The organism is Sphingomonas sp. Leaf32, assembly GCF_001421765.1.
In the GTDB taxonomy this organism is placed as follows: domain Bacteria; phylum Pseudomonadota; class Alphaproteobacteria; order Sphingomonadales; family Sphingomonadaceae; genus Sphingomonas.
The window spans coordinates 151,704-176,134 of record NZ_LMLA01000009.1 but is presented as its reverse complement, the minus strand read 5'-3'; the positions used below and the strand labels follow the sequence as shown (position 1 = coordinate 176,134).

Annotated in this window: 13 protein-coding genes; 3 read left to right on the top strand and 10 right to left on the bottom strand. The window is 70.5% G+C overall.

Annotation, left to right across the window (positions count from 1 at the left end; all coding sequences use genetic code 11):
- Positions 1-2: 2 nt before the first annotated feature.
- The 6 genes from ASE83_RS12980 to drmD are packed head-to-tail and all read right to left on the bottom strand — an operon-like array spanning position 3 to position 14,418.
- Entirely contained in the window at positions 3-542 is a 540-nt protein-coding gene (locus ASE83_RS12980; protein WP_055790723.1) for a type I-E CRISPR-associated protein Cse2/CasB, read from the bottom strand.
- Positions 532-2,022 (bottom strand): hypothetical protein, encoded by a 1,491-nt coding sequence (locus ASE83_RS12975; RefSeq protein WP_055790719.1) that lies wholly within the window; start codon positions 2,020-2,022, stop codon positions 532-534. The genes ASE83_RS12980 and ASE83_RS12975 overlap by 11 nt, the downstream gene beginning before the upstream one ends.
- Positions 2,023-2,073: 51 nt before the next feature.
- On the bottom strand, positions 2,074-3,942 hold the full coding sequence (drmB, locus tag ASE83_RS12970) for a DUF1998 domain-containing protein (protein ID WP_055790716.1): 1,869 nt from the start codon (positions 3,940-3,942) through the stop codon (positions 2,074-2,076).
- Positions 3,939-7,388 carry a DISARM system helicase DrmA gene (gene drmA, locus ASE83_RS12965; protein WP_055790713.1) on the bottom strand — a complete coding sequence of 1,150 codons (3,450 nt, stop codon included), beginning with the start codon at positions 7,386-7,388 and terminating at the stop codon, positions 3,939-3,941. Before drmA ends, drmB begins: the two co-directional genes overlap by 4 nt.
- Positions 7,385-11,221, bottom strand: a complete 3,837-nt coding sequence (locus ASE83_RS12960) for an Eco57I restriction-modification methylase domain-containing protein (RefSeq protein ID WP_235513241.1) — start codon at positions 11,219-11,221, stop codon at positions 7,385-7,387. Before ASE83_RS12960 ends, drmA begins: the two co-directional genes overlap by 4 nt.
- Entirely contained in the window at positions 11,218-14,418 is a 3,201-nt protein-coding gene (gene drmD, locus ASE83_RS12955; protein WP_055790710.1) for a DISARM system SNF2-like helicase DrmD, read from the bottom strand. Before drmD ends, ASE83_RS12960 begins: the two co-directional genes overlap by 4 nt.
- 267 nt (positions 14,419-14,685) lie before the next feature.
- On the opposite strand from drmD, the gene cas3 reads away from it, so the two are divergent.
- From cas3 to ASE83_RS12940, 3 genes are all read left to right on the top strand, one after another.
- On the top strand, positions 14,686-17,223 hold the full coding sequence (cas3, locus tag ASE83_RS12950) for a CRISPR-associated helicase Cas3' (protein ID WP_162236617.1): 2,538 nt from the start codon (positions 14,686-14,688) through the stop codon (positions 17,221-17,223).
- 97 nt (positions 17,224-17,320) lie between these two features.
- Positions 17,321-18,823: a hypothetical protein gene (locus tag ASE83_RS12945; protein ID WP_055790705.1), complete on the top strand. Its 1,503-nt coding sequence runs from the start codon at positions 17,321-17,323 to the stop codon at positions 18,821-18,823.
- Positions 18,820-19,833 carry a serine hydrolase domain-containing protein gene (locus ASE83_RS12940; protein WP_055790702.1) on the top strand — a complete coding sequence of 338 codons (1,014 nt, stop codon included), beginning with the start codon at positions 18,820-18,822 and terminating at the stop codon, positions 19,831-19,833. The genes ASE83_RS12945 and ASE83_RS12940 overlap by 4 nt, the downstream gene beginning before the upstream one ends.
- A 342-nt stretch (positions 19,834-20,175) precedes the next feature.
- Here the strand turns inward: ASE83_RS12940 and ASE83_RS12935 are convergent, their stop codons facing one another.
- The 4 genes from ASE83_RS12935 to dgcN are packed head-to-tail and all read right to left on the bottom strand — an operon-like array spanning position 20,176 to position 24,276.
- Complete coding sequence (locus ASE83_RS12935) at positions 20,176-21,060, bottom strand: LysR family transcriptional regulator (RefSeq protein WP_055790700.1); 885 nt, start codon at positions 21,058-21,060, stop codon at positions 20,176-20,178.
- Positions 21,057-22,295, bottom strand: coding sequence for a dicarboxylate/amino acid:cation symporter (locus ASE83_RS12930; RefSeq protein WP_055790697.1), 1,239 nt, complete (start codon positions 22,293-22,295; stop codon positions 21,057-21,059). Before ASE83_RS12930 ends, ASE83_RS12935 begins: the two co-directional genes overlap by 4 nt.
- Positions 22,295-23,281, bottom strand: a complete 987-nt coding sequence (gene dgcA / locus ASE83_RS12925; RefSeq protein ID WP_055790693.1) for an N-acetyl-D-Glu racemase DgcA — start codon at positions 23,279-23,281, stop codon at positions 22,295-22,297. The genes ASE83_RS12930 and dgcA overlap by 1 nt, the downstream gene beginning before the upstream one ends.
- Positions 23,239-24,276: an N-acetyltransferase DgcN gene (gene dgcN / locus ASE83_RS12920; RefSeq protein WP_055790690.1), complete on the bottom strand. Its 1,038-nt coding sequence runs from the start codon at positions 24,274-24,276 to the stop codon at positions 23,239-23,241. Before dgcN ends, dgcA begins: the two co-directional genes overlap by 43 nt.
- Positions 24,277-24,431 lie beyond the last annotated feature (155 nt).

The following is a 24,431-nucleotide window of genomic DNA, read 5'->3' as shown; positions in this document are numbered from 1 at the left end:
CCTCAGTTCGATTTGGCCTGCGCGGCGTAAAACTGCCGCGCCATGCGCAGCCGGGCGGCGTCCGACTTGACCGGATCGTCGCCCAGCAGGTGATAGATGTCCCACAGGTTCACGGGCTTGCGTTCCCGTGACAGGATGCGGACGGCGAGCGCGAGTTGATCGCCCAGCGCCTCCCCCCGGCTGGCGAGGAGGCGCAGCAGGCGCTTTTCGGAAACATTCGCCTCGAACAGCGCGGCGCCGACGCCGCGATGTTCGTCATGCGGATAGAGCGCGGCGGTGCCCGACAACAGCCCGGCGAAATGGCCGATCAGCCGCAATCGGGTCCAGTCGTCCTTGATCCGCGATTCCGGAACCTGCGCGCGCAGCAGCGTCTTGATCGCGACGGCATCGGCCGCCGGCGATTTCGTCAGTTCCATCCGGCGCAGCGCCGCGCGGTCGCCGCTCGACATGCCGTGCACATGGCGCGAGATGGCCCGCATCCAGTCGTCCGGCGGGGCAGCGGTCGCCGGCGCAGTATTCGCGGCGGCGGGGTTACTCGCCATATTCGGCCTCCTCGACCCATTTCTTCATTTCGTAATGCAGCAGCGATCCGGCGCGGGCGCGGGCCGGAACGCGGCGGACTTCGGTGCCGGGCGCGGCTTCGGCGGCGATGGCGAAGGTATCGGTCGCGATGTCGCGCAGCGTCACGCGCCACGCCATGCGGGGATTGTCGGCGGTGCCGGCGACCTCTTCCCAGAAGGGCGGGTCGAAGAAGATGCCGTCGACCGCTTCGTTGAAGCGGGTCATCCAGCGCTCGATCTTCTTCTTGGCGGAATCATCGTCCAGCCGCGCGCGCTCCGGCCCGCCCTGCACCAGCGAGATCAGCGCGCGGCTGAGGCGGCGGCTGGCCTGGAACCCTTCCTCGGCGCGCTTGCCCGCGACCTCGCCGATCCGGTCGAGCGGAAGTCGCTGGCCATCGGCGTCGCGCAGCGCGCCCGGCGTGCGGATGATGCGGCGGTGCAACCCCTCGGTCTTGCCCTGTCCGCGCACCAGTGCGGCGGCGACGATCACCAACTCCTCACGGTCGTCGGCGGGGTCGGGCCGGGCGAGATGGGGGAGGGTGATCTTCTTTTTGTCGAGCAATGTCGCCATCTGGCGATAACCAAAGCCAGCGCCGGTGGGGGTGTGGCTGGTCGATCCGTCCGCCTTCATCGGTGCCCACGGGTCGAGCGTATTGCCCTTCAGTTCGGATGCGGCGACGCGGGCGCATTTCGATCCGGCGGCCAGCGCCTCGATCGCGTCCCCGTTGCGCCGCAGCCGGACGCGGCGGCAGATTTCGACATAGAGTTCGTCGAGCTTGTTATAGTCGAGCGACAGCGTGCCGTCCCACGGCACGGTCCACAGTAACGCGGTGCCGGTGCGCCGGTCGGGCCGGGCGCGGGCGTCGGCGACGAGGCGGTCAACGTCGCGCCGGAACGCCCGGCCCGCACCGCCTGCCGGACGGATGCCGAGGCTCATGCGCGATGCGAAGCCGCCATTCATGCGGGAGATGCCGTAGTTGCCTGCGCCGAGAAAGCCTTCAGTCGTCTGCAGCGTGACGAGGGCGAACAGCCAGTCCTCGTCGCTGGCCGCGATCATCCGCTCCTGCTTCAAATCATGATTCTTGGCGGTGACGAGCATGTCGAGCGCGTCGGGCGTGGGGATGCGGTTCTTGTACGCCGCGCGGTCGGACGGCTGCACGGTCGGCGGCTGGAGCAGCGCGGGCTTCGACCAGTCGTCGACGACCAGTTCCCATGCCTCGGGCTGGTCGGGGGTGAGGGCCAGCAACAGGTCGCGCCATGCCGCCTCGGTGGTGGGTGGCGTGTCGGTGCCGGCATGGATCAGCGCGAGCGCGGCGACCTGCACGGTGAAGGCATGCCACGGCTCGCGCTGGTGCGGGCGGAGCGCGGGGAAGCTCCATGCCTGCCCATCGGCCAGCGCCGCGAATGTCGCGAACAGGCTGCCGCGATGCGTGTCGCCGTGTTCGTCCCGCCAACCGATCATATGCCCTCCGCTGGGGTGAAAGGAGCCGGATCATGCGGCTTCGTCAAGCCTTTACGCCTGTCCACGGAACAGCGCCGTTTCGGCCGTCAGCACCGTGGGGGCGGTGAGGGCGCGGTCGAGGTAAAGGTTGCGGGCCTCGCAGGACGTTTCGGCGACCAGCAGGCAGCTGTGGCAGGCGGCACCGCTCAACGCGCGTTCGTCTTGGTGGTGGTCGGGGTCGTGTTCGGCGCAGATCGGGTCGCCCGAACACAGCGCCAGCCGGTCGAGCGCGCGCTCGGCGATGGCACCCAGCCGGGGGAGGACGGCGACGAGGCCGCCGAGCGTCCCCTGCGCGCCGGTCGAGGCGGTGTAGAGCAGCAGGCCGTAGCGCGGGCCGTCCTCCTCCAGCACCGCATATAGCCGTTCCTTGAGCGCGGTGGCGGGATAGCCGCAGTCGAGCGCGATCTCGTTCATCAGCGCGTGGCTGAACCCGTGCATGGCGTAATAGGCGAGGTTCGGGAAGCGCAGCTTGTCGCCATACGCCTGTCCGCCGCGCCAGCGTTCCCAGCCGCTCCACAATGCTTCGTGGCGGGCCATGACGGCGGGGCGGGCGAGCCAGTCGGCGATGGCCTCCGCGTCGAAGCGCAGGAAGATGCCTTCGCCCAGTTGTTCGACCGCAGGCAGCCAGTCGAGGTCGTTGGCGAGCGCCGCGCCTTCGACCGCGATGTGCAGTTCTTCCAGGTCGCCGTCGATCGCGGTCGGGGCGGCTTCGAAGCGGGTGAAGCCATAGAGGCAGGCGACCTCGCGCAACCTGTGCACCGCGACGACCGAGGCGATGGGCGACAGGCGGGGGCGGTCGCCGTCCCACTGGTCGCGCGTCAGGGTGCGGGCGTGGAGGCGGGCGTCGGGGGCGTCGGTGCCGATTTCGGCAAGGCCGGAGGCGAGGAGGTCGAATTCGGCGACCTTGGGTGCTTTGGCCAGATTCTGGTGGCCGGTGGCGCGCAGTTGCGCCACGCGGGCGACGATCTCGGCGTCGCTCCACCCCTCCAGCGCGGCGCGCAGCGACGGGTTGGCGCGGCGGGCGATCGCCATTTCCGCCTCGGTCGTCACCCAGTCGATCGCGTCCATCTGCCCCTCCACCAGCCGGGTCAGTTCGTCCTCGGCAGCGGGTAGCGAGATGACGGTCAGCACCTGCGGGAAATAGGCGTTGGTCGCGGTACGGGTGAGGAAGCGCAGGTTCTCGCCGCAATCGGTCGGTTCGTCCTTGTTCAGCCACGGCCGCCGCCCGCGACACTTGCCGAACCGGCCATCGGCCTGCGCATCGCGCAGCGACAGCGCGGCGCCGCAGCCGCAGGTGATGCGGGTCGAGGCGGGGTCGCCCGACGTGCCGCGCTCCTCCAGCCACAGCGGCTGCACGCAGCGGCCGGGCTGGTCGACGTGCACGGCGTAGGACCAGTCGATGTCCTGCAAATGCCCCTTGTGACAGCCGGCGACGAAGCGGATCGGCGTGACGGCCACCCGCCGGCCGTCATCGTCGATGAAGTCGGCCCGCCCGCGCGGATTGAGATCCTGCCAGCGGACCAGGCGGCGGCGGCGGACATCGCCCGCCGTCTCCGCATCGCGCGCGACGAACCATGCGGGAAAGATGCGCGCCTCGATCCCCGGCGGCTCGGCCGAACCACTGCGCCCCTCGTCATCGGCGGGCGGCGTGCGCAAGGTGAGCTGCACGTCGTCGGCCAGGCGCCCGGTCGCGCGCAGCAGCGTTTCGAGGACGGCGGTCGCGCGCGGTTCGTGGACCGGCCGCCAACTGCCGCGTTCGCGCATGTGCCACAGGTCCAGCCCGCCGATCACGACCGACCGGGTCGGCAGGTCGACCATCGCGCCGGGACCGAAGCCGAACACCAGCTGCGACTGGCGCAGGGTGATGCGCTTGCCGCTCATGCCATGTCTCCCGCACCGCTCACGCGCTCGCCGTTCGGCCCGCGCGGTTTGACCAGCACGCCGGGTTCGACGTCGCGCATACTATAGCCTGCCTGAAACCGCCCGTGCGCGGGCGACAAATTGGTGAGCGCCGGGTCGAGCGGCGGATGGAGCAGCCGGTGCGGCCGGTCGTCATAGCTGAACCGCCCGCCGGCCATCGTCCCTTCGTCGGCCAGCATCATCCAGTCGTCGAGCAGGCCGGCGATGGTCGCTGCCAGCCGGTCGCGCCCGCCATCGATCGTGTCGGGCGCGCGATCGACCAGATGCGCGATCACCGCCGCGCGGATGTCGGGCGCGTTGGCAAGTGCCGCGACCGCGCTGGAGGGTGTGAGCGTCGGATCGAGATGCCGGGCGATCGCCACCACGACTGCCGCCAGCGACCGGTCGAGCGCACGGGCCGACCATGGCGTGACGCTGGTCGCCTCCACCGCGCGGTAGAAAGTGTCGTGGAAATGACGGAATTGTTCGAAGTGCATTCGGTCGCGGGGGCGGTGGATGTTCAACACGACGGCGACCAGGCCGGGGCGGGCGGGATTGCGGCCGACGCGGCTGGTGGCCTGGATATATTCCGCTGCCGTCTTGGGCTGTCCCTGCACCAGCATCAGGCCCAGACGGTCGATGTCGAGGCCGACCGAGATCATGTTGGTCGCCAGCGCCACGTCGACCGGTTCGCCCGCGGCATCGAAGCCGGTTTCCAGCCGCGCCTTGGCCGCCGCGACCTGATCGGTCGATACGCGCGAGGTGAGTTCGACCGGTTCACCCAAGCTGCGGTTGCCGAAGGGGTGGTCGACCGGTTCGATCCGGCGGCGGCGGTCGCCATAGTCGGTCAGGCGATTGGCGACCTCGTCCTCGACGATCCGCCGCGCGCCGCCCAGTTCGCGCAGCGCGTTGAAATAGCACAGCGCGGTGCGATAGGCATCGGCGTCGCCCCCGGCATCCGCCAGCCCCTGCGCCGCGCCGAGCAATGTCACCAGCGTTTGCAGGAACACCAGCTTCGGCCCGCGCCCCGCCGCCGCGATGCCGACATACCAGCGCGCGGGGTCGTCGGCGCTTTCCGGCCTGGTCAGCGCGAAGAAGCTGTCGCGCCGGTCGAGGCCGGGTGGGGGGAAGATGCGGGTGTCGTGGCGGTCGAACAGCGCGCGGATCTGATCGCGGGCGCGACGCACGGTGGCGGTCGAGGCGACGATCTTCGGCCGGACCCGATGCCCGTCGAGCGTGCGCGAGGCGAGGCGGTCGATCGCCGCTTCGTACAGGCCCGCCACGGTGCCAAGTGGCCCGGAGATCAGGTGCAGTTCGTCCTGCACCACCAGGTCGGGCGGGGCGAGAAAATGGCCGTTGTCGAGTGCGCGGCCCTTACCCGGTTCCGCCGCGCCGTAGAAGCCGGTGTCGTCGGCGCGGTCGACATGGCCGAAGAATGCGCCCGCCGCGCCGTTCCACGGCAACGCGGCGAACTTGTCGACCGTGGCGATCAGGAAGGCGGGGAGACGGCGATAGATCGCCTGATCCACCGTCACCACCGGCAGCGCGCGGTCGCCGGTAAAGGCGCAGGCGTCGTTCACGCAGCGCAGTTCGAGGTTGGTCGGCGCGTCGGCATTGGGCACGCAGCGAAAGCTCTGTCTGGTGAAGGGCGTGTTGCACCAGGGACAGGCCTTGATCGGGGCCGGGGCGCGGCTGTCGCGGCCGGTGGTATAGGCGCGCACGCGCTTGACGGCGGTGCCGTCGCGCTTGTCGCCCTTGCCGCCCAGCCAGTTGGGGCTGGCGTCCGATCCGACCCACAGCCCGATCTCGATCGGCCAGTCGCCCAGCAGCGGGCGTCCGGCTTCGTCGCGATGGTCCGGCCCGGTTCGCAGCAGTTCGAGCGCGCAGACAAGGCCCGCCGCGCGGCCGAGCTGGTCGAGCGTCAGCAGCCGCAGCGTATAGCGCATGATGACCGCGACCCCCGCGCCGAGCAGGCCGCTGGCCCCCAGTCGCCGGAGCGCGATGGTGAAGGCGGCGAGGCCCAGATACGCCTCGGTCTTGCCGCCGCCGGTCGGGAAGAACAGCAGGTCGGCGGTGTCGCGATCGGGGTGGCGTGGATCGGCCATGGCCGAGAGGTTCAGGAGGATGAAGGCGAGCTGGAACGGTCGCCATGCCGGGCGGGTGTCGGACGGGCGGCGGGCGCGAGTGGCGTCGGCGACCGCACGATTGGCGATGGCGAAGGCGCGGCGCGCGGTGGCGTCCCGCCCCAGCAGCGCGATGCCGGCGGCGATGCGGTCGCACGCCTCCGCCTGTTCCGCGATCAACCGGGTCGCGGTGCGGACGCGCTGCGGGGCGGTGGCGATGTCGGGTGCGGTCGCCGCCGCGTGCTGGTCGGTGGACCATGCGCGATAGGCGGTGACGAGCGGGTGCAGCGCATCGGCCAGGGCGGTGCCGTCGCCGCCGGCAAGGTCGGACAGGTCGTCCATGGCGAAGGTGACGTCGGCGACGGGGGCCGCGACGGTCCGCTCGACCGCCGCGTGTGGCAGGTGGGTGGTGTGGACGCTGCGCACCTGGCCGTCTTCGTCGGCGACGTGGCCGGTGGCACAGCCGAGGCCGACCGCATAGGCGGCGCTGTCGCGATAGTGCAGGTCGGCGAGCTGGTCGTCCCAATCGTCGCGGGCGATGCGCGACAGGTCGTGCTGCGCAACGAAGCCGTTCGCGCATTTCAGCGTCAGGCGGACCTGATAGGCATAGGCGAGGTCGCGGTAGCGTGAGGGCGGCTCCAGCCGTTTGTTGACGAGGAATATCGTCACGACCTGCACGTCGCGCAGGGTGCCGTCGGCGCGGCGCAGTGCGAAAGGGCGGGCGCGGATGGCGAGTTCCAGCGCGCCGCCGGGCCGCGCGGTGGCGGCCGATCCGACGACCGGAACGCGCGCGATCCCGTCCGCCTCGCGCGGGATGCGCAGCGTTTCGGTGGCATGGCGCGGGATGCGCCGCCAGCCGACCGGTTGCCCATGCGGTTCGCCGCCGCTTTCGAGCAGTTCGGGCGGCAGCGGCGGTTCAGGGGCATAGTCGCCCCAGTCGATCGTCACCGTCAGCGTTTCGACCGCGCGATCGACCATGGTAGACAGGCCGATGGTGCTGGGCAGGAAGCGGCGGCGGGCCGCTGGCGCCTCCGGTTCGTCATGGTCGCCCGCCGCGCCGCCCGCGCCGAAGCCTTCGTCGGGGAGCAGGCCGTCGATCTCGTCCCATTCGGCGTCGGGCGTGTCGGTGGTGTCGGCGGTCAGTTCACCCGACGGGGCGATATAGCCCGACAGATACCAGCGCGACGGGCTTTCGCCCGGCGGCAGGCGTTCGGCGGCGAGGTCGGCGTCCTCCGCCTCGCCGGGGCCGATCAGGTTGCGCCGCAGCCGCGCGACCAGTTCGCTGCGCACTTCGCCTGCGTTCATGCCATCCGCTCCATTTTCGCGCGTTCCTCGTTCAGCCGCAGCAGCCGCGCCAGCACCGCGTCGCGAAACGGCGCGCTCCAGAACAGCCGGCCGCGATAGCGGTGGTCGTCTTCGGTATCGGGATCGAGGAAGACCGGTGCGGCCTGCGCGGCGAGGTCGTCCCAGCCATAGGCCGACAGCACCGCGCGATCCATCGCGGCGTGCAGGTCGCGCAGCCCCGTGATGTCGGGATCGGTGTCGGCGGCCCGGTGGAAGCGGTTATAGGTCGGGGTCATGCCCTGATCGCGCGCGACCATCAGTTGCGCGCGGTGGTCGTGGTAATGTTGGCCGGCGGCTTCGAGGGTGGGGGCGGTGTCGAAGGCAGGGGGCAGGGGGAAGGTTTCGAAACAGTCGGACGGGGTGTAGCGCAGGTCGTCCTTCATCGAGGACGCAAAGGTGCGCGCCCAGACTTCGTGGACGCGGGACTGGAGCGTGGCGAAGACGGCCATCGATTCGAACGCGAAGACATCGACGGATTCACCGAAAACCTGTCTGGCATCGACGCGGGCGATGGAGAGATGCGGACTGACCCGACACAACGAAAAGACCGTCTCAAGTTTGCGAACGGCTTCGTAAAGTTCAGGGCGTTGACGCTCGTACAGCCACCAGCGATCCCGAGTAGTGGGATTCGTCACCTTGTCGCGATCGGGTTTCACCGTGTCCCGACAAAGCCGATAGAGCACGGGATGCTCGTCCCGAACCTGCTTCTCCGTAAGGCCCGAAAAGTCCATGGCAAACCGCGACGTTTTTTGCCGGGGGTGATTGTTCAGATCCTCGCCACCCAATAGCGGATGTATTCGACGGCCATCGGTAGGATTGGCATCGATGACGTCCCGCATCGACGACGTCGTATGGAGTGGGCTTGCCGGGCGATCGTCCCGAAATGCAAAGCCGTTTCCGTACAGCTTCGAACCTTCGAACGCCTTCTTTCGGTTGGCCTTCAGCGTCGCCGGCGATCCGTCAAGGTCGCCCTCCATCAGATAGGCCGAGATGCGGCGTACGGGGCGGCCGTCGAGGATCGGCGCGCTGTCGTCCGGCCCTCGCCGGACGAAGACCTGCGCGACGACGACCGCCGCTTCGCCTTCCCAGACGTGGCGGCTGACGGCGCGGGTGATGGTGCCGCCGTCGGACAGGATGCGGGTGAGACCGGTGTCGCGGGTGTCGCCCTGGCGGATGGTGTTGGTCGCGATCAGGCCGAACGCGCCGCCGACACGCAACAGGCTGAAGGCGCGGCGGAAGAAATGCGCCGCCAGATCGGCATTGCCGTGCGCGCCTTCGTGCAGCGTTTTGAGCCAGTCGGGATAGGCGGCGGCGTGGCCGGCGGCGATGGTGTTCTTGCCGGCGAAGGGCGGGTTGCCGATGATCGCGTCGAAGCCGGGATCGGGACGGCGGAACACGTCCTCGAACGCCAATTCCCAGTGGAAGCTCTCGATCCCGATCGGGGGAGCGCGCAACTCCGCCTGCCATGCCGCCAGTTGCGCCCAGCTTTCCGGGGTGGGAGCGAGGACGCATTGCTGCACCTCGGCCAGCCGCGCGGCGCGGTCGCGCGCCTTTTCGGCGGAGAAATAGGACCAGAGGATCGCATCGGCGACCAGATGCGCGCGGGTAAGCGCGGTGGTGGCGGCCAGGTGGCGGCGTTCCTGTGCGGCATAGGGCGCGATCTCCGCCTCCTGCCGCATCAGCCGGCGCAGTTCGGCGGCGGCGTCGATGCCGTCGCGCACGATCGTCTCGACAAAGCCATGTTGCCGCGACACCCGGTCCCAGGTCACCGCGACGATCTTGGGATTGGGCAACCCGACCAGGCTGTCCCCGCTGCGCAGCACCGCGTCGAGGAAAGTGAACTCGTGCGCGCTGGCCAGCGTTTCCAGCCATAGCGACAGCTTGGCAAGGTCGATGGCGAGCGGGTTACGGTCGACGCCGCGCAGGCAATGCTGCGCCACCAGCCGCTTGGCGTGGAGCAGTTCGTCTTCGTCCGCCGGGATGGTCGGGCGCTGCGCCGGCCAGCGGGTCCAGGCGGCGACCAGCCGTTCGCCCAGTTGCCGGCACGCCTCGACCAGGAACGCGCCCGACCCGGCGGCGGGGTCGCAGACCTTCAGGTCCAGCACGTCCGACGGGCCGGCGTCGGGACCGATCCGGGCGAAGGCGGGGGCGAGGGCATGGGCGACGATCGGGCCGGTCAGGCTGGGCGGGGTGTAATGGCTGCCGGTGCGGCGGCGTTCGTCAGTCGGTTGCAGGATCGGGGTGCCCGCCGCGACCGGCTGGCCGCGCGGCGAGGCACGGTGGTCGGCCACGGGTGCGAGGGCGGCCGCCAGCGTTGTGGTGTCGGTGGCGGAGCGCAGGGCGCGCGACACGGGGGTGGGCCATGCGCCGCGCCCGGTGGTCGACTTCAGCGATTTCTCGCGCTCGCCGCCGGGCAGGGCGGTGAGCGCGGCGAGGTCGACCCAGACCGGCACGCGGTTCGCCTTGCCCGCGCGGATCGCCAGCATCGGCGCGCGCGCGCACTGGGCGGTGAAGCCCATTACCGTCTCATAGACCGATCCGATCTGTTCGACGCTGAGCGCGCGATATGCGATGCGTTCCCCCCGGTCGATCAGCAGCCCGTCGAGCACCCGCAGCACGCAGCCGTCGCCGACCGGCAGCACCGTTTCCGGATCATGGGGCGCGTCGCGGCCGAGCAGGAAGGGAAAGGCGGCCTCGTCGAACAGCTTGCCGCCGCGCGCCTGCATGAAGCCCGACGGGTCGCCCCGTCCGACCAGCCGGAACAGCGCGATCAATTGCCCCCAGCTCCCCCTCCGTTCGTCCATGATGTCGGGATAGAGCGCGGCGTCGTCGCGCAGCCGCAGGTGCAGCGCGCCCAGCGCATAGCCCTGTTCATACAGCGCCGCCGCCGCCCCGCCGGGCGTCGAGGGCATCAGCTGGCGATCCTCGGCATAGAGGATGAAGATCAGCCGCAGCAGGACGGTCAGCAGCCCTTCGTACAGATGCTGCGGTCGCGCCTGTGCCAGCGCGCGCACCCGCGCCGGATCGGCGGCGTCCAGCCCGCGCAGCAGTTCGTGCAGGCTGGCGAGGACCTGTCCGGCGAGCCGGGTCGACACATCGGCCTGCGCCGCGCGGCTTTCGGCGAGGAGTGCCGGGAGGCGGTGCGAGGGCGGCCCGGTGAACAGCGCATGGGCGTCGAGCAGCAGCTTCAGCCCGCCCAGCATCCCGCGCCCGGCAACCTCCGCCAGCGCGGGGAGCGGCCAGCTCATATGCCCCGACACCTCGCCGCGCGGGGTGACGACCAGGCGCAGGACGGTTTCGGTCGTTGCCCCTTCGCGCCGGCCGGTCTCGCGCGCGCCGACGATCAGCCCCGCGCCGATGCCGGTTTCGCGCAGCAGCCGTTCGAAGCGTTGCTGCGCGGTTGCCTCCCACCCGTCGAGGGTGCCGCGCCGGTCGAGCAGCAGCCCCGGTGCCTCGATCCGGACCAGCAGTTGCGGCGTGCCGTCTGCCGCCAGCACCGCCCAATGCGGTTCGAGCAGGACGTCGAGTTCGGGAAAGGCGATGCTGAGCGTATCGGGCAGGGGCGGGCCACCCGGCACCCCCGCGACCCGCGCCGCCGGCCAGCCGAGAATGTCGCGGAAGAAGGGCCAGGGATCGGCGTTGAAATCCGCCAGCGCCGCCGCCACGCCCGCGCTGTCGGCGGCATCCTGCGGCGTGACCCACGCCCCGATCCGGCTGAGTGCGGCGGGAGCAACGACCAGCCCGACCGGTTGCAGATAACCGATCCAGTCATGCGGGCCGCTGCCTGCGCTCATGCCGCCGGCCACAGATAGACCAGCCCGATCGGTTCCAGCCGGGTGGCGTGGACGCGGGCGGCGGCGCGCAGGCGTTCGGGTTCGCGGACCAGTTCGTCGTCCAGCCGGGTGGCGGCGCGATCCCATGACCGGCGGTCGGCGGCGCGCTGCCGCGCCTCGGCCGGGTCGAGCAGCAGGTCGAGTTGTCCGGTGTCCAGCCCACGTTCGCGCAGGACGCGGGCGATGCGCTGTTTGAGCAGGGTTTCCAGCCCCTGCGCCTCGGCGGTGGCGCGGCGGGTCAGTTCCTGTGCCACCCGCGCGGCACGGGCATCGGCGCGTTCGATCAGCACCGGGCGCAGGGCGGCGACGTCGTTCGCCGCGCCGGTCGTGGCGAGGCGCACCGTGGCGGGATCGGCATCCTGCGCATCGCGCAAAGCGGCGAGCAGTTCGTCCAGCACCCGCGCCTCCGCCTCGCGCCCCTCGGCCAGCGCGCGCAGGGGCGTGTCGTCCCGCCAGTCGGCGGCGACGCTCAACACCTCTTCGTGCAGCCGCGCCGCCTGTTCGCCGTAGAGCGCCAGCCGCCCGAGCAGCACGACGCGCGGGGATGCGGTGGTGGCGGTGCGGATGACGCAGCACCGCTCCAGCCCCTGCCGGAACCCCGCCGACAGGAACCGGCCGAGCAGCCGCCGCACCAGCCGGTGTTCCAGATGCAGCTGCACCACGTCACCGGCATCGCGCCCGTCGTCGAGGATCGCGGGCGCGAAGCTGACGCGGCGGACGGCGGCGTCGGGGCTGGCGCGCCATTCGCCGGGACGCTCGCCGGGCTTGGCGGGGCGGCCGCGCAGTTCGTCGATCAGCGGCGTCCAGCTCGGGTCGCCCGCCAGCCGGGGTTCGTCGAGCGCGAAGACGGGTACGTCGCCGACCGCACCGGGCATGGTCCACGCCCCGCCCGATCGGGTGAGTGCCAGTTCCACCACCGACTGCAATTCGTCCGGGTCCACGCCGACCCGCGCCCGTGCCTTGTCCAGCGCGGCGGCGAGATCGGCCTGTTCGCGCCGCAGCCGGGCGAGGCGTGCGTCGGCGCCGTCGTCCAGGTCGCGGACGGCGGCGGCGACGCGGGCATCGGCCTCCGCGTCGCGGATGCGGCTGGCAAGGTCGCGCGCCTGCGTGCGGTCGATGCCGCTGCGGAAACTCTCGGCAATGCGGTCGCCCAGCACCTGGCCCGCCGACCCCAGTTGCCGCCGGATCGCTTCGGTCTTGCGCACCAGCGCGTCGAGCACGACGTCCTCGGGCCGCTGGGCATAGGTGAAGTAGCGGCAGGTCACCGTGTCGGCGGGTTGCAGCTTGCGGTCGATCCGCCCGTTACGCTGTTCCAGCCGCGACGGGTTCCATGGCAGATCGACATGGATCAGGTCGTGGCATTGCGATTGCAGGTTGATGCCTTCGCGCGCGGCATCGGTGCAGATCAGGATGCGCAAGGGGCTGGCGGGATCGTTGAACGCGCGCTTGATCGCGTCGCGCCGTTCGGTGGAGGTGATGCCGGTGAAGCTGTCGATCCGGTCGGCTTCGTGGGCATCGGCGGGATCGGTGAGGACCGAGAGCTGGCGCTGGAGCCAGCGGCGCGTATCCTCATATTCGGTGAACAGGATCAGCCGCCGATCGCGCCAGTTGCCGGTCGCGTCGAGCAGGTGGTCGCGCGCCCAGTCGAGGAGCCAGCGCACGCGGGCATCGGGGCTGCCGCGCGCGGTTTCCGCCAGCGCCAGCATCGCGGCGGCATGGGCGCGTTCGGCGGCGAGCTGGCCCGACGAGGCATCTTGGGCACCCGCCAGCGCGTCGGCACGGGCGCGGGCTTCGTCACTGCGGTCGAGCAGGTCGAGCGCGGCATCCTCCTGCGCCGCGAGGTCGGGGGCGTCGGGTTCGACATCCTCGGCAACCATGGTCGCCGCCGCGCCGGCGATGGCGCGGTCGAGGCCGTCGATATGGACCTTCAGCGTGCGGGCGAAGGCCGGGATCGAGGAGAGCAGCCGTTGTTGCAGCCCGACGAAGCCCAGTCGCGCCTGCGCGCGGCGTGCTGGCGGCAGGGCGGCGATCCGTGCCTCACGCAGGCGGCGATAGTCGGCGAGCATGGCGGCCAGCACCAGTTCGGGCGCGTCGTCGGGCAGGCCGTCGATCACGATCGGTGCCACGACTCGTTCGGGGAAGCGTTCGCCCAGCGCCCTGAGGTCGCTTTTCAGCCGGCGGACCATGACCGGTTCGAGATCGGCGGGCCGCACGGCGACACCGCGCGTGAATCGCTGCGGATCGAGTAGTTCGAGCAAGGTCGCGAAGCTGTTGGGATGGCCGTTATGCGGCGTGGCGGACAGGAACAGGCGATGTTCGAACCGGTCGGACAGGTCGCGCAGGGAGCGGGTGAACTGGCTTTCGATCGCGTAGCGCCCGCCGCCCGCCGGTGCGGCGTGATGCGCTTCGTCGAGGATCAGCAGCGAGCGCGCGCGGAAATCCTCCAATATGTCGCGTAAGCCGGCGACATAGGCTTCGTCGCCGAGCAGCCGGTGCGACAGGATGAAGCGCGATCCCGCCGCCCACGGGTTCGCGCCATAGCCGCGCCGACGGCGCAGCGCCTCCAGATGGCGGGCATCGACGATCTCGAAGGCGAGGCCGAACTTGCTCTGCAATTCGTCGCGCCACTGGCCGGTCATCGCCGCCGGGGCCAGCACCACGGTATAGTCGACGCGGCGTCGCAGCAGCAGCTCGCGCAGCACCAGCCCGGCCTCTACCGTCTTGCCCAGCCCGACATCATCGGCGATCAGCAGGTTGACGCGGGGCAGGCGCAACGCCTTGCGCAAGGGCAGCAGCTGATACGGGTCGAGCCGGATGCCGGCGCGGAACGGCGCCTGGAACAGGTCGCGTTCGGCCGCCGTCGCGGTGCGCCAGCGGACGGTGCGCAGATAGGCGGAGAAGCTGGCGGCATCGCCTCCGCCAATCCCGCCTTCGCGACCGAGCGACGCCCATGCCTCTTCGTCGTGCAGCCGGGCGTCGACCTCCGCGCTCCACAGCACGCGGGCATCCTCGCCGCTGGCATCGTCGTCGATACAGGCGAGGCGGTGGCCGTCGAACGGGCCGTCGGGCTGCGTCTCGACCATCCACAGCCGCCCGCGCAGCGACACGAACTGGCCGACACCCGGCTGGGCTGTGCGAACGCCGCTGTGGCTGGCCATGACGCTTCCCCCTCTCGCCGATGAGGGTGGGGGAGGGGGTGTGGCGCTGCCAATCCGCGATGGCTCCAATCCTGTCTCGATTGGCTGGACCTGCTCCCCTCCCTCACAAGGGAGGGGTTGGGGGTGGGTTGGTTTGTGAGGAAAGGTGCCCGCGCCGCAACGGGCCGACCCACCCCCGACCCCTCCCTGTCAGGGAGGGGAGTCAAGATGGTCGTTCGCCGACAAGCTCCATTTCGGATCAATCGCCTTGCCCTGCTGTCCGCACGCGTGGACGATGCAGGTATGGAGATGCGGCCGATGCTCGAACTCGATGGTCCCTGGGCCAAGCTGTTGCGCGACGACGACAAGGTGGCGGTCGCCGCGCTGTCGCTGATCGACCATTGCCTCGATGTCGGGGCGGTGGCGGAGATCGTCGTGCGGGGATGGATGGCTCCGCTGACGGCGGCGGCGGGGCGGGCGCTGACCGAGCAGGATGTCGCGCGGCTGGTGGTGCTGATGGCGCTACACGATCTGGGCAAGGCCAATCGCGGGTTTCAGGCGCGGATCGATCCGAAGGTTCGGGAGAAGATCGGCCATACCGGACCGGTCGCGGCGCTGCTGAACCATTCGAAGTTGCGGCAGACGCCGGCTGCGGCCGCCCTGTTGGCGATGATCGACGCGTGGGGAGCGGAACAGCATTTCGCGGCGGTGATGGCGCATCATGGCAGGCCGCTGGCCGAATTTCACGAAGCGGCGACCTCGCTGGATTGGGGCAAGCATAACGGACTTTGGTGGCCCAAGGCCGATGGCGATCCGGCCGCCGACGTCCTGCCGCTGATCGACGCGGTGCGGGCGCGCTGGCCGCTGGCGTGGGAAGCGGGGGAGCGGCTGCCGTCCGCGCCGCGCTTCGTCGCGTTGTTCGCCGGGCTGGTGACGCTGGCCGACTGGCTGGGGTCGGATACGCAGCGCTTTCCGGTCGACGGACCGCGGGGGGCGGCGCGGGTGGCGATGCGGGCCGAAGCGGCGCTGGCGGCGGCGGAGGCGCGGGGGTTCCGGCCGCTCGATACCCCACCGGGTGATTTCGTCGCGGCGTTCGGTCATGCGCCGTTCGATTTCCAGCAGGCCGCCGCCGGCGATCTGGGGGCGGTGGCGCTGATCGAGGCGGAGACGGGGTCGGGCAAGACCGAGGCGGCGCTGTGGCGCTGGCTGGAATTGCGGCGGCGGGGGCTGGTCGACGGACTGTTCTTCGCGTTGCCCACGCGGTCGGCGGCGGTGCAGCTGCACGCGCGGGTCGATGCGATGCTCCGGCGGGTGTGGGGGGCGGATGGTCCCCGCGCGGTGCTGGCAGTGCCGGGCTATCTGAAGGCGGGCGAGGCGAGCGGGCAGGCGTTGCCGGGTTATGCCGTGCGCTGGGACGACGGGGCCAAGGGCGAGGAACGCTGGGCGGCGGAGCGGGCCAATCGGTTTCTGGCGGCGCGGGTCGCGGTGGGGACGATCGATCAGGCGCTGTTGGGCGCGCTGCCGGTCAAGCACGCGCTGTTCCGGTCGAGCGTGCTGGCGCGCAGCCTGCTGGTGGTCGACGAGGTCCATGCGTCGGACGCCTATATGACCGGGCTGCTCGACCGGTTGCTCGACCAGCATATTGCAGCGGGCGGGCAGGCGTTGCTGTTGTCGGCGACGCTGGGCGCGGCGGCGCGGGCGAAGCTGTTGCGCCAGCCCTGTCCGTCGCCCGAAGAAGCGGAGGCGGTGCCCTATCCGGCGCTGTCGGGACGCGGCGTGCCGCTTCGGGCGGCGGAGGGGGCGGTGGGTCGGCACAAGGCCGTGACGGTCGAGGTCGCGCCGATCCTGGAAGACCCGCGTGCGATCACGATGCGGGCGGTCGAGGCGGCGCGGGCCGGGGCGGCGGTGCTGGTGGTGCGCAACAGCGTGGCCGGCGCGGTCGCCGTGGCGCAGGCGGTGGCGGAAATGGCCCCAGACCTCGCCTTTGCGGTGAACGAGGTGCCGACGGTCCACCACGGCCGGTTCGCGGCGGCGGACCGCGAGAAGCTGGACGATGCAGTGACGTCGCTGTTCGGCAAGGGGCGCGGGGCTGGCGGGCGGGTGCTGGTGGGGACGCAGACGCTGGAACAGTCGCTCGACATCGATGCCGACCTGCTGATTACCGACCTAGCGCCGGTCGACGTGCTGCTGCAGCGCATCGGGCGGCTGCATCGCCATGCCGGGCGGGCGCGGGGCGGGTTCGCGGAAGCGCGCGTGATCGTGCTGCGACCGGCGGAGCGCGACATGACGTCGCTGCTGACAGGGCGGGCGCTGCACGGGCTGGGCGGGGCGAAGCGGGTCGCGCCCTATCCCGACCTGCTGCCGGTCGAGGCGACGCTGGCGCTGCTGGAGGCGATGCCGACCATCGTCATCCCGCGCGACAACCGCCTGTTGGTCGAACGCGCGCTGCATCCGGTGGTGCTGGACGAACTGGCCGAGCGACTGGGAACGGCATGGCGGAACCACCGTAGCGAACGCAGCGGCGGGGCGGCGGTCGATGGGCAGGCGGCGGGGCAGGTCGCGCTGAACCTGTCCTGTCGCTTCACCGAATTGCCGCCGTTCGACGGGAGCGAGGCGGTCGCGACGCGGCTGGGCGCGCGCGACCTGCTGGTCGACCTGCCCGAGCCGCTCACCGGGGCATTCGGCGAAACGGTCGACCGGATCGCGATCCCGGCATGGATGGCGCAAGGGGCCGAAGCTGCGAAGGTGGAGCGGATCGACGGGCGGCAGTTCGCGCTGGGCGGGCATCGCTTCCGCTATGACCAATGGGGGCTGGACCGCGCCTGACGCAAAAACGGAGGGCGGGTATAACCGGCGGCCATGGGCCGGTTGACGTGGGGGCCGGATCGCTTGAGGTTCGCGCTTTGCCGTGTCCGGAGTAGCCATGACCGCATCCGCCGCCGCTGCGGTCCCGCCCGCCGCCGACGCCGCCACCCATCCGGGCCGCAGCGCGATGCTGTTGTACGGACTGCTGGGCTTTGCCGCCGGGCTGCCCTTCTACATGTTTTCGACCGTGCTGGCGCTGCGGTTGCAGGCGCATGGCGTCGCTCTGACCGTGCTGGGCTTCTTTGCGTGGGTGCAACTGCTGCCGACGCTGAAGTTCGTGTGGGCGCCGCTGCTCGACCGGTATGACGTGCCGGGGTTCGGCCGCTTCTGGGGCAAACGGCGCGGGTGGATCATGCTGGCGCAGCTGGGCATCGTCACCGCGATGGGGGCGATGGCGTGGACGGCAGACGATGCGTCGCTGCCGGTCACCGCGCTGTTCGCGGTGCTGCTCGCCTTCTGGACCACGACGCTGGAGGTCGCCGCCGACGCGTGGCGGATCGAGCTGTTTCCGACACAGGATCAGCAGGGGCCGATCGTCGCGGCGAACCTGTGGGGGTATCGCACGGCGATGGTCGCGGCGGGCAGCGGCGCGCTGTTGCTGGCGGACAATGGCGGATGGACGCTGGCGTATCTGCTGGTCGCGGTAGCCGCGTTCCTGCCGTTCCCGATCCTGGCGGCGATGCGGCCGGAAGCGGGCCGGGGCGGCGGGCGGATGGTGGCGCTGCTGACCGGGGTTGGCGGCGGGGCGGTGATCCTGGGCATCGCGTGCGCGGTGACGGCGGGCGTCGGCTATATCCTGCTGTCGGCGGCGGCAGGGATCGGGATCGATGCGAAGAGCAACGTCACGCCATGGGTGCTGGGGCTGTGCATGGTGCCGTTCGTCGGCATGGCGGCGGCGCTGCCGTGGATCCGGAAAGCACCGCCGACCGCGCCGATCCGTACGTCGACCGCCATCGGGCCGTATGTCGATTTCTTCTGGCGGTTTCAGTATGCGGCGATCCTGCTGATGGTATTCGTCTCGCTCTATCGGATGGGCGACGTGCTGGCGCTCAACTTGTCCAAGCCGATGATAAAGGGGCTGGGCTATACGCTCAGCCAGATCGGGCGGGCAGACGGCGTCGTGGCGCTGGCGGCGAGCATGGTCGGCGTTGGCTTGGGCGGATGGATGGTCACGCGCCGGCCGATGCTGTGGGCGCTGGCGGTCGGCGCGGTGGTCGCGGCGGTCGGTAATTTCGGGTTCGTGTGGCTGGCGCATCAGCCGGTGAGCGAGGCGACGCTGTATGTCGCCACCGCGCTGGATCAGTTCGGCAACGGCTTTGCGGGGGCGGTGTTCGTCGTCTACCTCTCGCTGCTGGTGAACCCGCGCTATCCGGGCGCGCAATATGCGTTCCTGACCGGCTTTGCGTTTCTGTTGCCGCGAATGCTGGCCGGGGCTGGCGGATCGATGGTCGGGGTGATCGGCTATGACGGGTTCTTCCTGCTGTCGGGCGCGGTCAGCCTGGCGGCGATCCCGCTGCTGCCCGCGCTGTCGAAGATCCGGGCGCGGGAGGATGATGCATGATCGACCGGGCCTTTGCCGAAGCCGCGCGGTATGTCGCGCAAGGGCGGATACCCGGTGCGACGCTGGGAATCGTCACCGCCGATGGTGTGCGGGAGGTGCGGGTCGCCGGGCTGGCGCAGCGGGTGCCCGAGGAGCGGCCGCTGACGCGCGAGCATTGGTTCGACCTGGCGTCGGTCAGCAAGGTGATCGCGACCACCCGGTTCGTGCTGCAACTGGCGGAGGCGGGGCGGATCGACCTCGACCGGCCGCTGACCGATGCGATCCCCGATCTGCGGCAATATGACGTGGCGGGCGCGGCGGAGCGGCGGCTGACGTTTCGCGACTGTCTGGTCCACCGCACCTTCCTGCCGGCGGTCGAGCCGATCTATACCTATGGCGACGATCCGGCGCGGCTGCGGGCGTTCGTGTTGCAGCGGGAGTGGCGGCACGGGCCGCCGGTCTATTCGGACATCAATTTCATCCTGCTGGGGATCGCGGTCGAGCGGATCATCGGCGCCGGGCTGGACGCGCTACCGCTGGGGCCGGGCCTGAGCTGGGGACCGCCGCCGGGGCCGGCGGTCGCGACCGAGCATTGCCAGTGGCGCGGGCGGGTGCTGGTGGGCGAGGTGCATGACGAGAATTGTTCGGCGATGGGCGGGCGGACCGGCCATGCCGGGCTGTTCGGGACGGTCGATGGCGTGCTGGATTTCGCATTGGGGCTGCTGGATGGGACGGGTGCGTCGGCGGCGATGCTGGCGGCGATCCGGACGCCGGTCGAGGGGCATCGCACGGCGGGGTGGGAAATCCGTTTTCCCGGATGGTCGGGGGGGCAGGCGTGTTCGGCGGGGACGATCGGGCATACCGGCTTTACCGGAACCGGGCTGTGGGTCGATTTCGAGCGGGGGCTGGCGTGGACGCTGCTCACCAACCGGGTGCATCCGACGCGGCATTTCGACAGCGGGATTTTCGAGCTGCGGCCGGCGACCGGGGATGCGGTGGTGGCGGAGTTTGATGATAGATCAATAGGTTAGCCGGTCAGGCCGGTTCCAAAGTTCACTAAGTTCACACTTGCCACGTTTTCGTGTGGCGTTTGGCGCGGGGCGGGTTGCGGCGATGGGAAAGAGCTGAGCCAAGGTAGCGGGGCGCTGGTTTGTAGGAAAGCGCGTCGACTAGGCCGTCGGTCTCCAGATCCCGGTTAACGCCACAATCGTTCATCCTGAGTAGCCGCTGAGCTTGTCGAAGCGGCGTATCGAAGGACCGCTTGCGGCAGAATGCTTCGATACGGGTCTTCGACAAGCTCAGCCCCTACTCAGCACGAACGGTTCTGATAGGAAAAATGTGGTCATTGAGGGGTGGCGACGGTCGCCCGACCCTCAAGGCGCCTCGATCACCTCGCGCAGCACGCCGAGAAACTCGCTGGCCAGCGCGCTGGGCGGACGGTCGAGCAGGTGCATGGCATGGACGTCGAAGGTCAGCGAGGGCTTGAGCGGGCGCATCGCGAGGCCGTCGGCCAGCGAGGCTTCGGCGGTGAAATTGTCGACGACGCTCAAGCCGACGCCCGCGCGGACCAGCGCGGCGGCGATGTAGAAGGTGCGGGCCGAGGCGACCTCCTGCAATTCGATGCCGAGGCGTTCCTGCTCCTGCGCGAAGAGCTGGCCGATGGGGCCGCTGGCGGCGAGGGTGATGAAGGGGTGGCCGACCAGTTGCGGCAGTTCGATCCGCTGCGCCGCCTGGGGCAAGTCGGCGTCGCGGTAGAGGACGACCAGTTCGCCCTCGCCCAGCCAAACCTTCCCCAGCGGCGCGCCGCGCGGGACTTCGGCGGCGATGGCGATGTCGGTTTCGCGCTCGTAGAGTTTGCGCAGCAGGTCGTCATGATGGACGGTCTGCAGGTCGAAACGGACGTCGGGGCGCCGTGCCATGAAGCGCGCGACGGCGGTCGGTAGGGCGCCGAGGGCGAGGCTGGGGAGGGCCGAGATGCGCAGGGTCGCGCCGCCGCCGCTGCGCAGGTTGCGGCCGGCTTCGCGGAGCGCCCGGACGCGTTCCTGAATGTCGGCCACGTCGCCGAACAGGGCGTGGGCGTCTTCGGTGGGGACGAGGCGGCTGTTGGTGCGCTGGAACAGTTCGAAGCCGAGCAGCGTCTCGGCATGGCGCAGCGTTTTCGAGACGGAGGGCTGCGAGATGTTGAGCGCGCGGGCGGCGGCGCTGACCGATCCGTTGACGTAGACGGCGTGGAAAATCTCGATGTGGCGCAGGTTCATGTCGCCGTTTGGCCCCGATAGCGCGCCTCGTCCAGCCCGTCCTCGGCGCGCGCCACCAGCGTCGCGACGGTCAGGTTGGCGCTGGCTGAGGCGACGGTGCGCGTCATGTCGAGCAGCCGGTCGAACGGCAGGACGAGGCCGACGACCAAAGCGGTCTGTTCCGCGCCGACCCCGACCGCGCCGAGCATCGCCGCCAGCATGAACAGCGAGGCGGACGGGACCGGCGCGGTGCCGAACGCGGCGAGCGCGCCGGTGGCCAGCATCACGCCCAGCATCCAGCCATCGGGCACGATGCCCAGCGCCTGCAACGCGAACTGGCCGAGCAGCCCGACATACATCGCCGTCCCGTCCTTGCCGATGCTGGCGCCCAGCGGGAGGACGGTCGAGGCGATCGGGCGGGCGATGCCGAGATTGTCTTGGCTGACGCGCAGCGCTACCGGCAGCGTGGCGGAGGAGGAGGCGGTTGAGAAGGCGACGATCAGCGCATCGACGATCCCGCGAAAGAAGCGCACCACCGGCAGCTTCGCGACGAAGCGCAGCAGCCCGGCATGGAACGCCATCTGGGCCAGCGTGCCGAGGATCACGCACAGCGCCAGCCAGCCGACATTGACAAAAACGGCCAAGCCATTGCCCGCAACGGCATTGGCGATGAGGGCGAGGACGCCGAAGGGGGTGACCTCCATGACGATGCGGACGAGGTGGAGCAGGACGGCGGACAGCCCCTGCAACAGCGCCACGACCGGCTTGCCCGCTTCGCCCGACACGACGCTGGCGATGCCGAGCAGGACGGCGACGAAGATGATCGCGAGCATGTCGCCCTTCGCCAGCGCGTCGACGATGTTGAGCGGCACGATGCCGAGCAACTGATCGGCGGGGGTGACCGGGGGGCCGAGCACATGCGGCGCGACGCCGGCCAGCGCAATGCCGCTGCCCGGTTGGAGCAACAGGCCCAGCGCCATGCCGACCGTCACCGCGATGAGCGTGGTGAAGGCGAACAGCGCGACCGTCCGCCCGCCGATCCCGCCCAGACGGCGCGGATCGCCCAAGGACGCGATGCCGGCGGCGATGGTGATGAGGACCACCGGCACGACCAGCATCTTGATGCAGCGGACGAAGAGGTCGCCGATGATCTTGATCGCGGCGGCACCGTCCGGCCACAGCAGCCCGATCGCGACGCCGAGGAACAGCGCGGCGACGACCCGCTGCCACAGGGGAATCGCGAACCAGCGGCGCATCAGTTGCCCCAGAAGCCGGGGGCGGGGGGCGACAACATGCCATCATGGTCGGTGACGCCGCCGGGGCGGTCCTCGCTGAGCCAGAGCGGTCCGTCGAGATCGACGAACGCGGCCTCACCGCCGAGCAGCATGGCGGGCGCGATGCCCAGCGACGAACAGACCATGCACCCGACCATCAACCCGAACCCCTTCGCGCGCGCCGTCTGCGCAAGGATCAGTGCTTCGGTCAGGCCGCCGGTCTTGTCGAGCTTGATGTTCACCACGTCGTAGCGGCCGGCAAGGCTGTCGAGGTCGGCGGCGGTGTGCAGCGATTCATCGGCGCAGATCGGTACCGGGCTGTCGACGGTCGCGAGCGCGCCGTCTTCCCCCGCCGGCAGCGGTTGTTCGAGCAGGTCGACGCGCCACTCGGCGAGGTGGGGTTTGAGGGCTGCCAGCGTGTCGATCGTCCAGCTTTCATTGGGATCGACGATCAGGCGGGGCAGGGGGGCGGCGGCGCGGACGGCGGCGATCTGCGCGGCGGGGTCGCTGCGGTCGACCTTGATCTTGAGCAGCGGAACGGTCGCGACCCGTGCCGCCGCGCGGGCCATGGCGTCGGGGGTGTCGAGGCCGATGGTGATCGCCGATGCCAGCGCGACCGGTTCGGTGAGGCCGGTGAGGGCGGCGACCGAGGTACCGGCGAGCCGGGCTTCGAGGTCCCACAGCGCGCAGTCGACTGCGTTGCGGGCGGCGCCGGCGGGCAGCAGCGTGGCGAGGTCGGCGCGGGTGGCTCCTTGCGCGATGGCCGGCGCGATGGCGCGGATCGCGGCCAGCGTGTCGTCGATGCCCTCGCCATAGCGGGCATAGGGCACCGCCTCGCCCCGGCCGGCGACGTCGCCCTGCGTGATCGTCACCGTGACGACGTCGGCCGCCGTCTTGACCCCGCGCGAGATGCGGAAAGGGGTGCTCAGGCCGAAACGGTCATGGGCGACGTCGAGATGTCGAAGCATGTCTGCATCCAGTCGATGATCGGGTCCGCGCCGAAGCGATAGGGATCGGTGCAGGGCAGGCCGTGCGCGTCGGCAGTCCGCGCGCACAGGCGGCGGGCTTCGTCCTCGGCGAGCTTCACCGTGTTGAGCGCGATGCCGACCGCCTGCACGTCGGGGCTGGTCAGCCGCGCGACCGACAGGTTGGCGGCGATACAGTCGGCGATGTCCGGCACGGCATAGTGCGGCAGGCCGCGCATATGGTCGCGCGCCGGATCGTGGCACATCACGATCGCACGCGGCTGGGCACCGTGGAGCAGGCCGGTCGATACCCCGGCGAAGGACGGGTGGAACAGCGAACCCTGCCCCTCGATCAGGTCCCAGCCATTATCGGTGCGCGCCGGGGTGATCGTCTCGATCGCGCCGGAGATGAAGTCGGCGACCACCGCGTCGACGGGAACGCCGGAGCCGGCGATCAGGATGCCGGTCTGGCCGGTCGCGCGGAAATCGGCGGCGATGCCGCGCGCGACCATCGCGTCGCGCAGCGCCAGCGTCGTATACATCTTGCCGACCGAACAATCGGTGCCGACGGTCAGCAGCCGGTTGCCCGCGCGCCGCCGGCCATTGCCGACGGGGAGGTCGGCGGGCGGGTCGCGCACGTCGAACAGCCGGACGCCGGCGTCCTGCGCGGCCTGTGCGATCCGGGGCACGTCGCGCAGCCGCTGGTGGAGGCCGGAGGCGACGTTCATGCCGGTCGCGATCGCCGCCAGCGCATCGTCGATCAGCGCGTCGCCCATGCGGCCGCCGGCATTGGCGATGCCGAGGATCAGGGTGTTCGCCCCGGCTGCGCGGCCCTCCGCCGCGTCCATGCGCGGCAGGCCGAGGGTGAGCGGACAATCGTCGTGCCGCCATTCGCCGACGCATTCGTCCGGACGAAAGGTGGCGACGCCGCGCGAGGTCTTGATACCGACCGCGTCGTCGGAATGGCCGAGGTAAAGGAGGAAGGGACCGGGGATCATCGCGCACCCTGCTGGCTGTCGGGACACCGGGATAGGGCGGGGCGTGGCGCTGCGCCCAATCATGCTGTCGCGGCGAGGTATAGCGGCGGGTTATGGGGTGGGCTTTGCCGCCACGATCGTCATCCCGGCGCAGGCTGGGATCTCTCGGTAATGGA

Bases quoted from the DNA above. Each gene is read 5' to 3' on its own strand.
- ASE83_RS12980 (WP_055790723.1), bottom strand. From the start codon at position 542: ATGGCGAGTAACCCCGCCGCCGCGAATACTGCGCCGGCGACCGCTGCC.
- ASE83_RS12975 (WP_055790719.1), bottom strand. From the start codon at position 2,022: ATGATCGGTTGGCGGGACGAACACGGCGACACGCATCGCGGCAGCCTG.
- drmB (WP_055790716.1), bottom strand. From the start codon at position 3,942: ATGAGCGGCAAGCGCATCACCCTGCGCCAGTCGCAGCTGGTGTTCGGC.
- drmA (WP_055790713.1), bottom strand. From the start codon at position 7,388: ATGAACGCAGGCGAAGTGCGCAGCGAACTGGTCGCGCGGCTGCGGCGC.
- ASE83_RS12960 (WP_235513241.1), bottom strand. From the start codon at position 11,221: ATGAGCGCAGGCAGCGGCCCGCATGACTGGATCGGTTATCTGCAACCG.
- drmD (WP_055790710.1), bottom strand. From the start codon at position 14,418: ATGGCCAGCCACAGCGGCGTTCGCACAGCCCAGCCGGGTGTCGGCCAG.
- ASE83_RS12945 (WP_055790705.1), top strand. From the start codon at position 17,321: ATGACCGCATCCGCCGCCGCTGCGGTCCCGCCCGCCGCCGACGCCGCC.
- ASE83_RS12940 (WP_055790702.1), top strand. From the start codon at position 18,820: ATGATCGACCGGGCCTTTGCCGAAGCCGCGCGGTATGTCGCGCAAGGG.
- ASE83_RS12935 (WP_055790700.1), bottom strand. From the start codon at position 21,060: ATGAACCTGCGCCACATCGAGATTTTCCACGCCGTCTACGTCAACGGA.
- ASE83_RS12930 (WP_055790697.1), bottom strand. From the start codon at position 22,295: ATGCGCCGCTGGTTCGCGATTCCCCTGTGGCAGCGGGTCGTCGCCGCG.
- dgcA (WP_055790693.1), bottom strand. From the start codon at position 23,281: ATGCTTCGACATCTCGACGTCGCCCATGACCGTTTCGGCCTGAGCACC.
- dgcN (WP_055790690.1), bottom strand. From the start codon at position 24,276: ATGATCCCCGGTCCCTTCCTCCTTTACCTCGGCCATTCCGACGACGCG.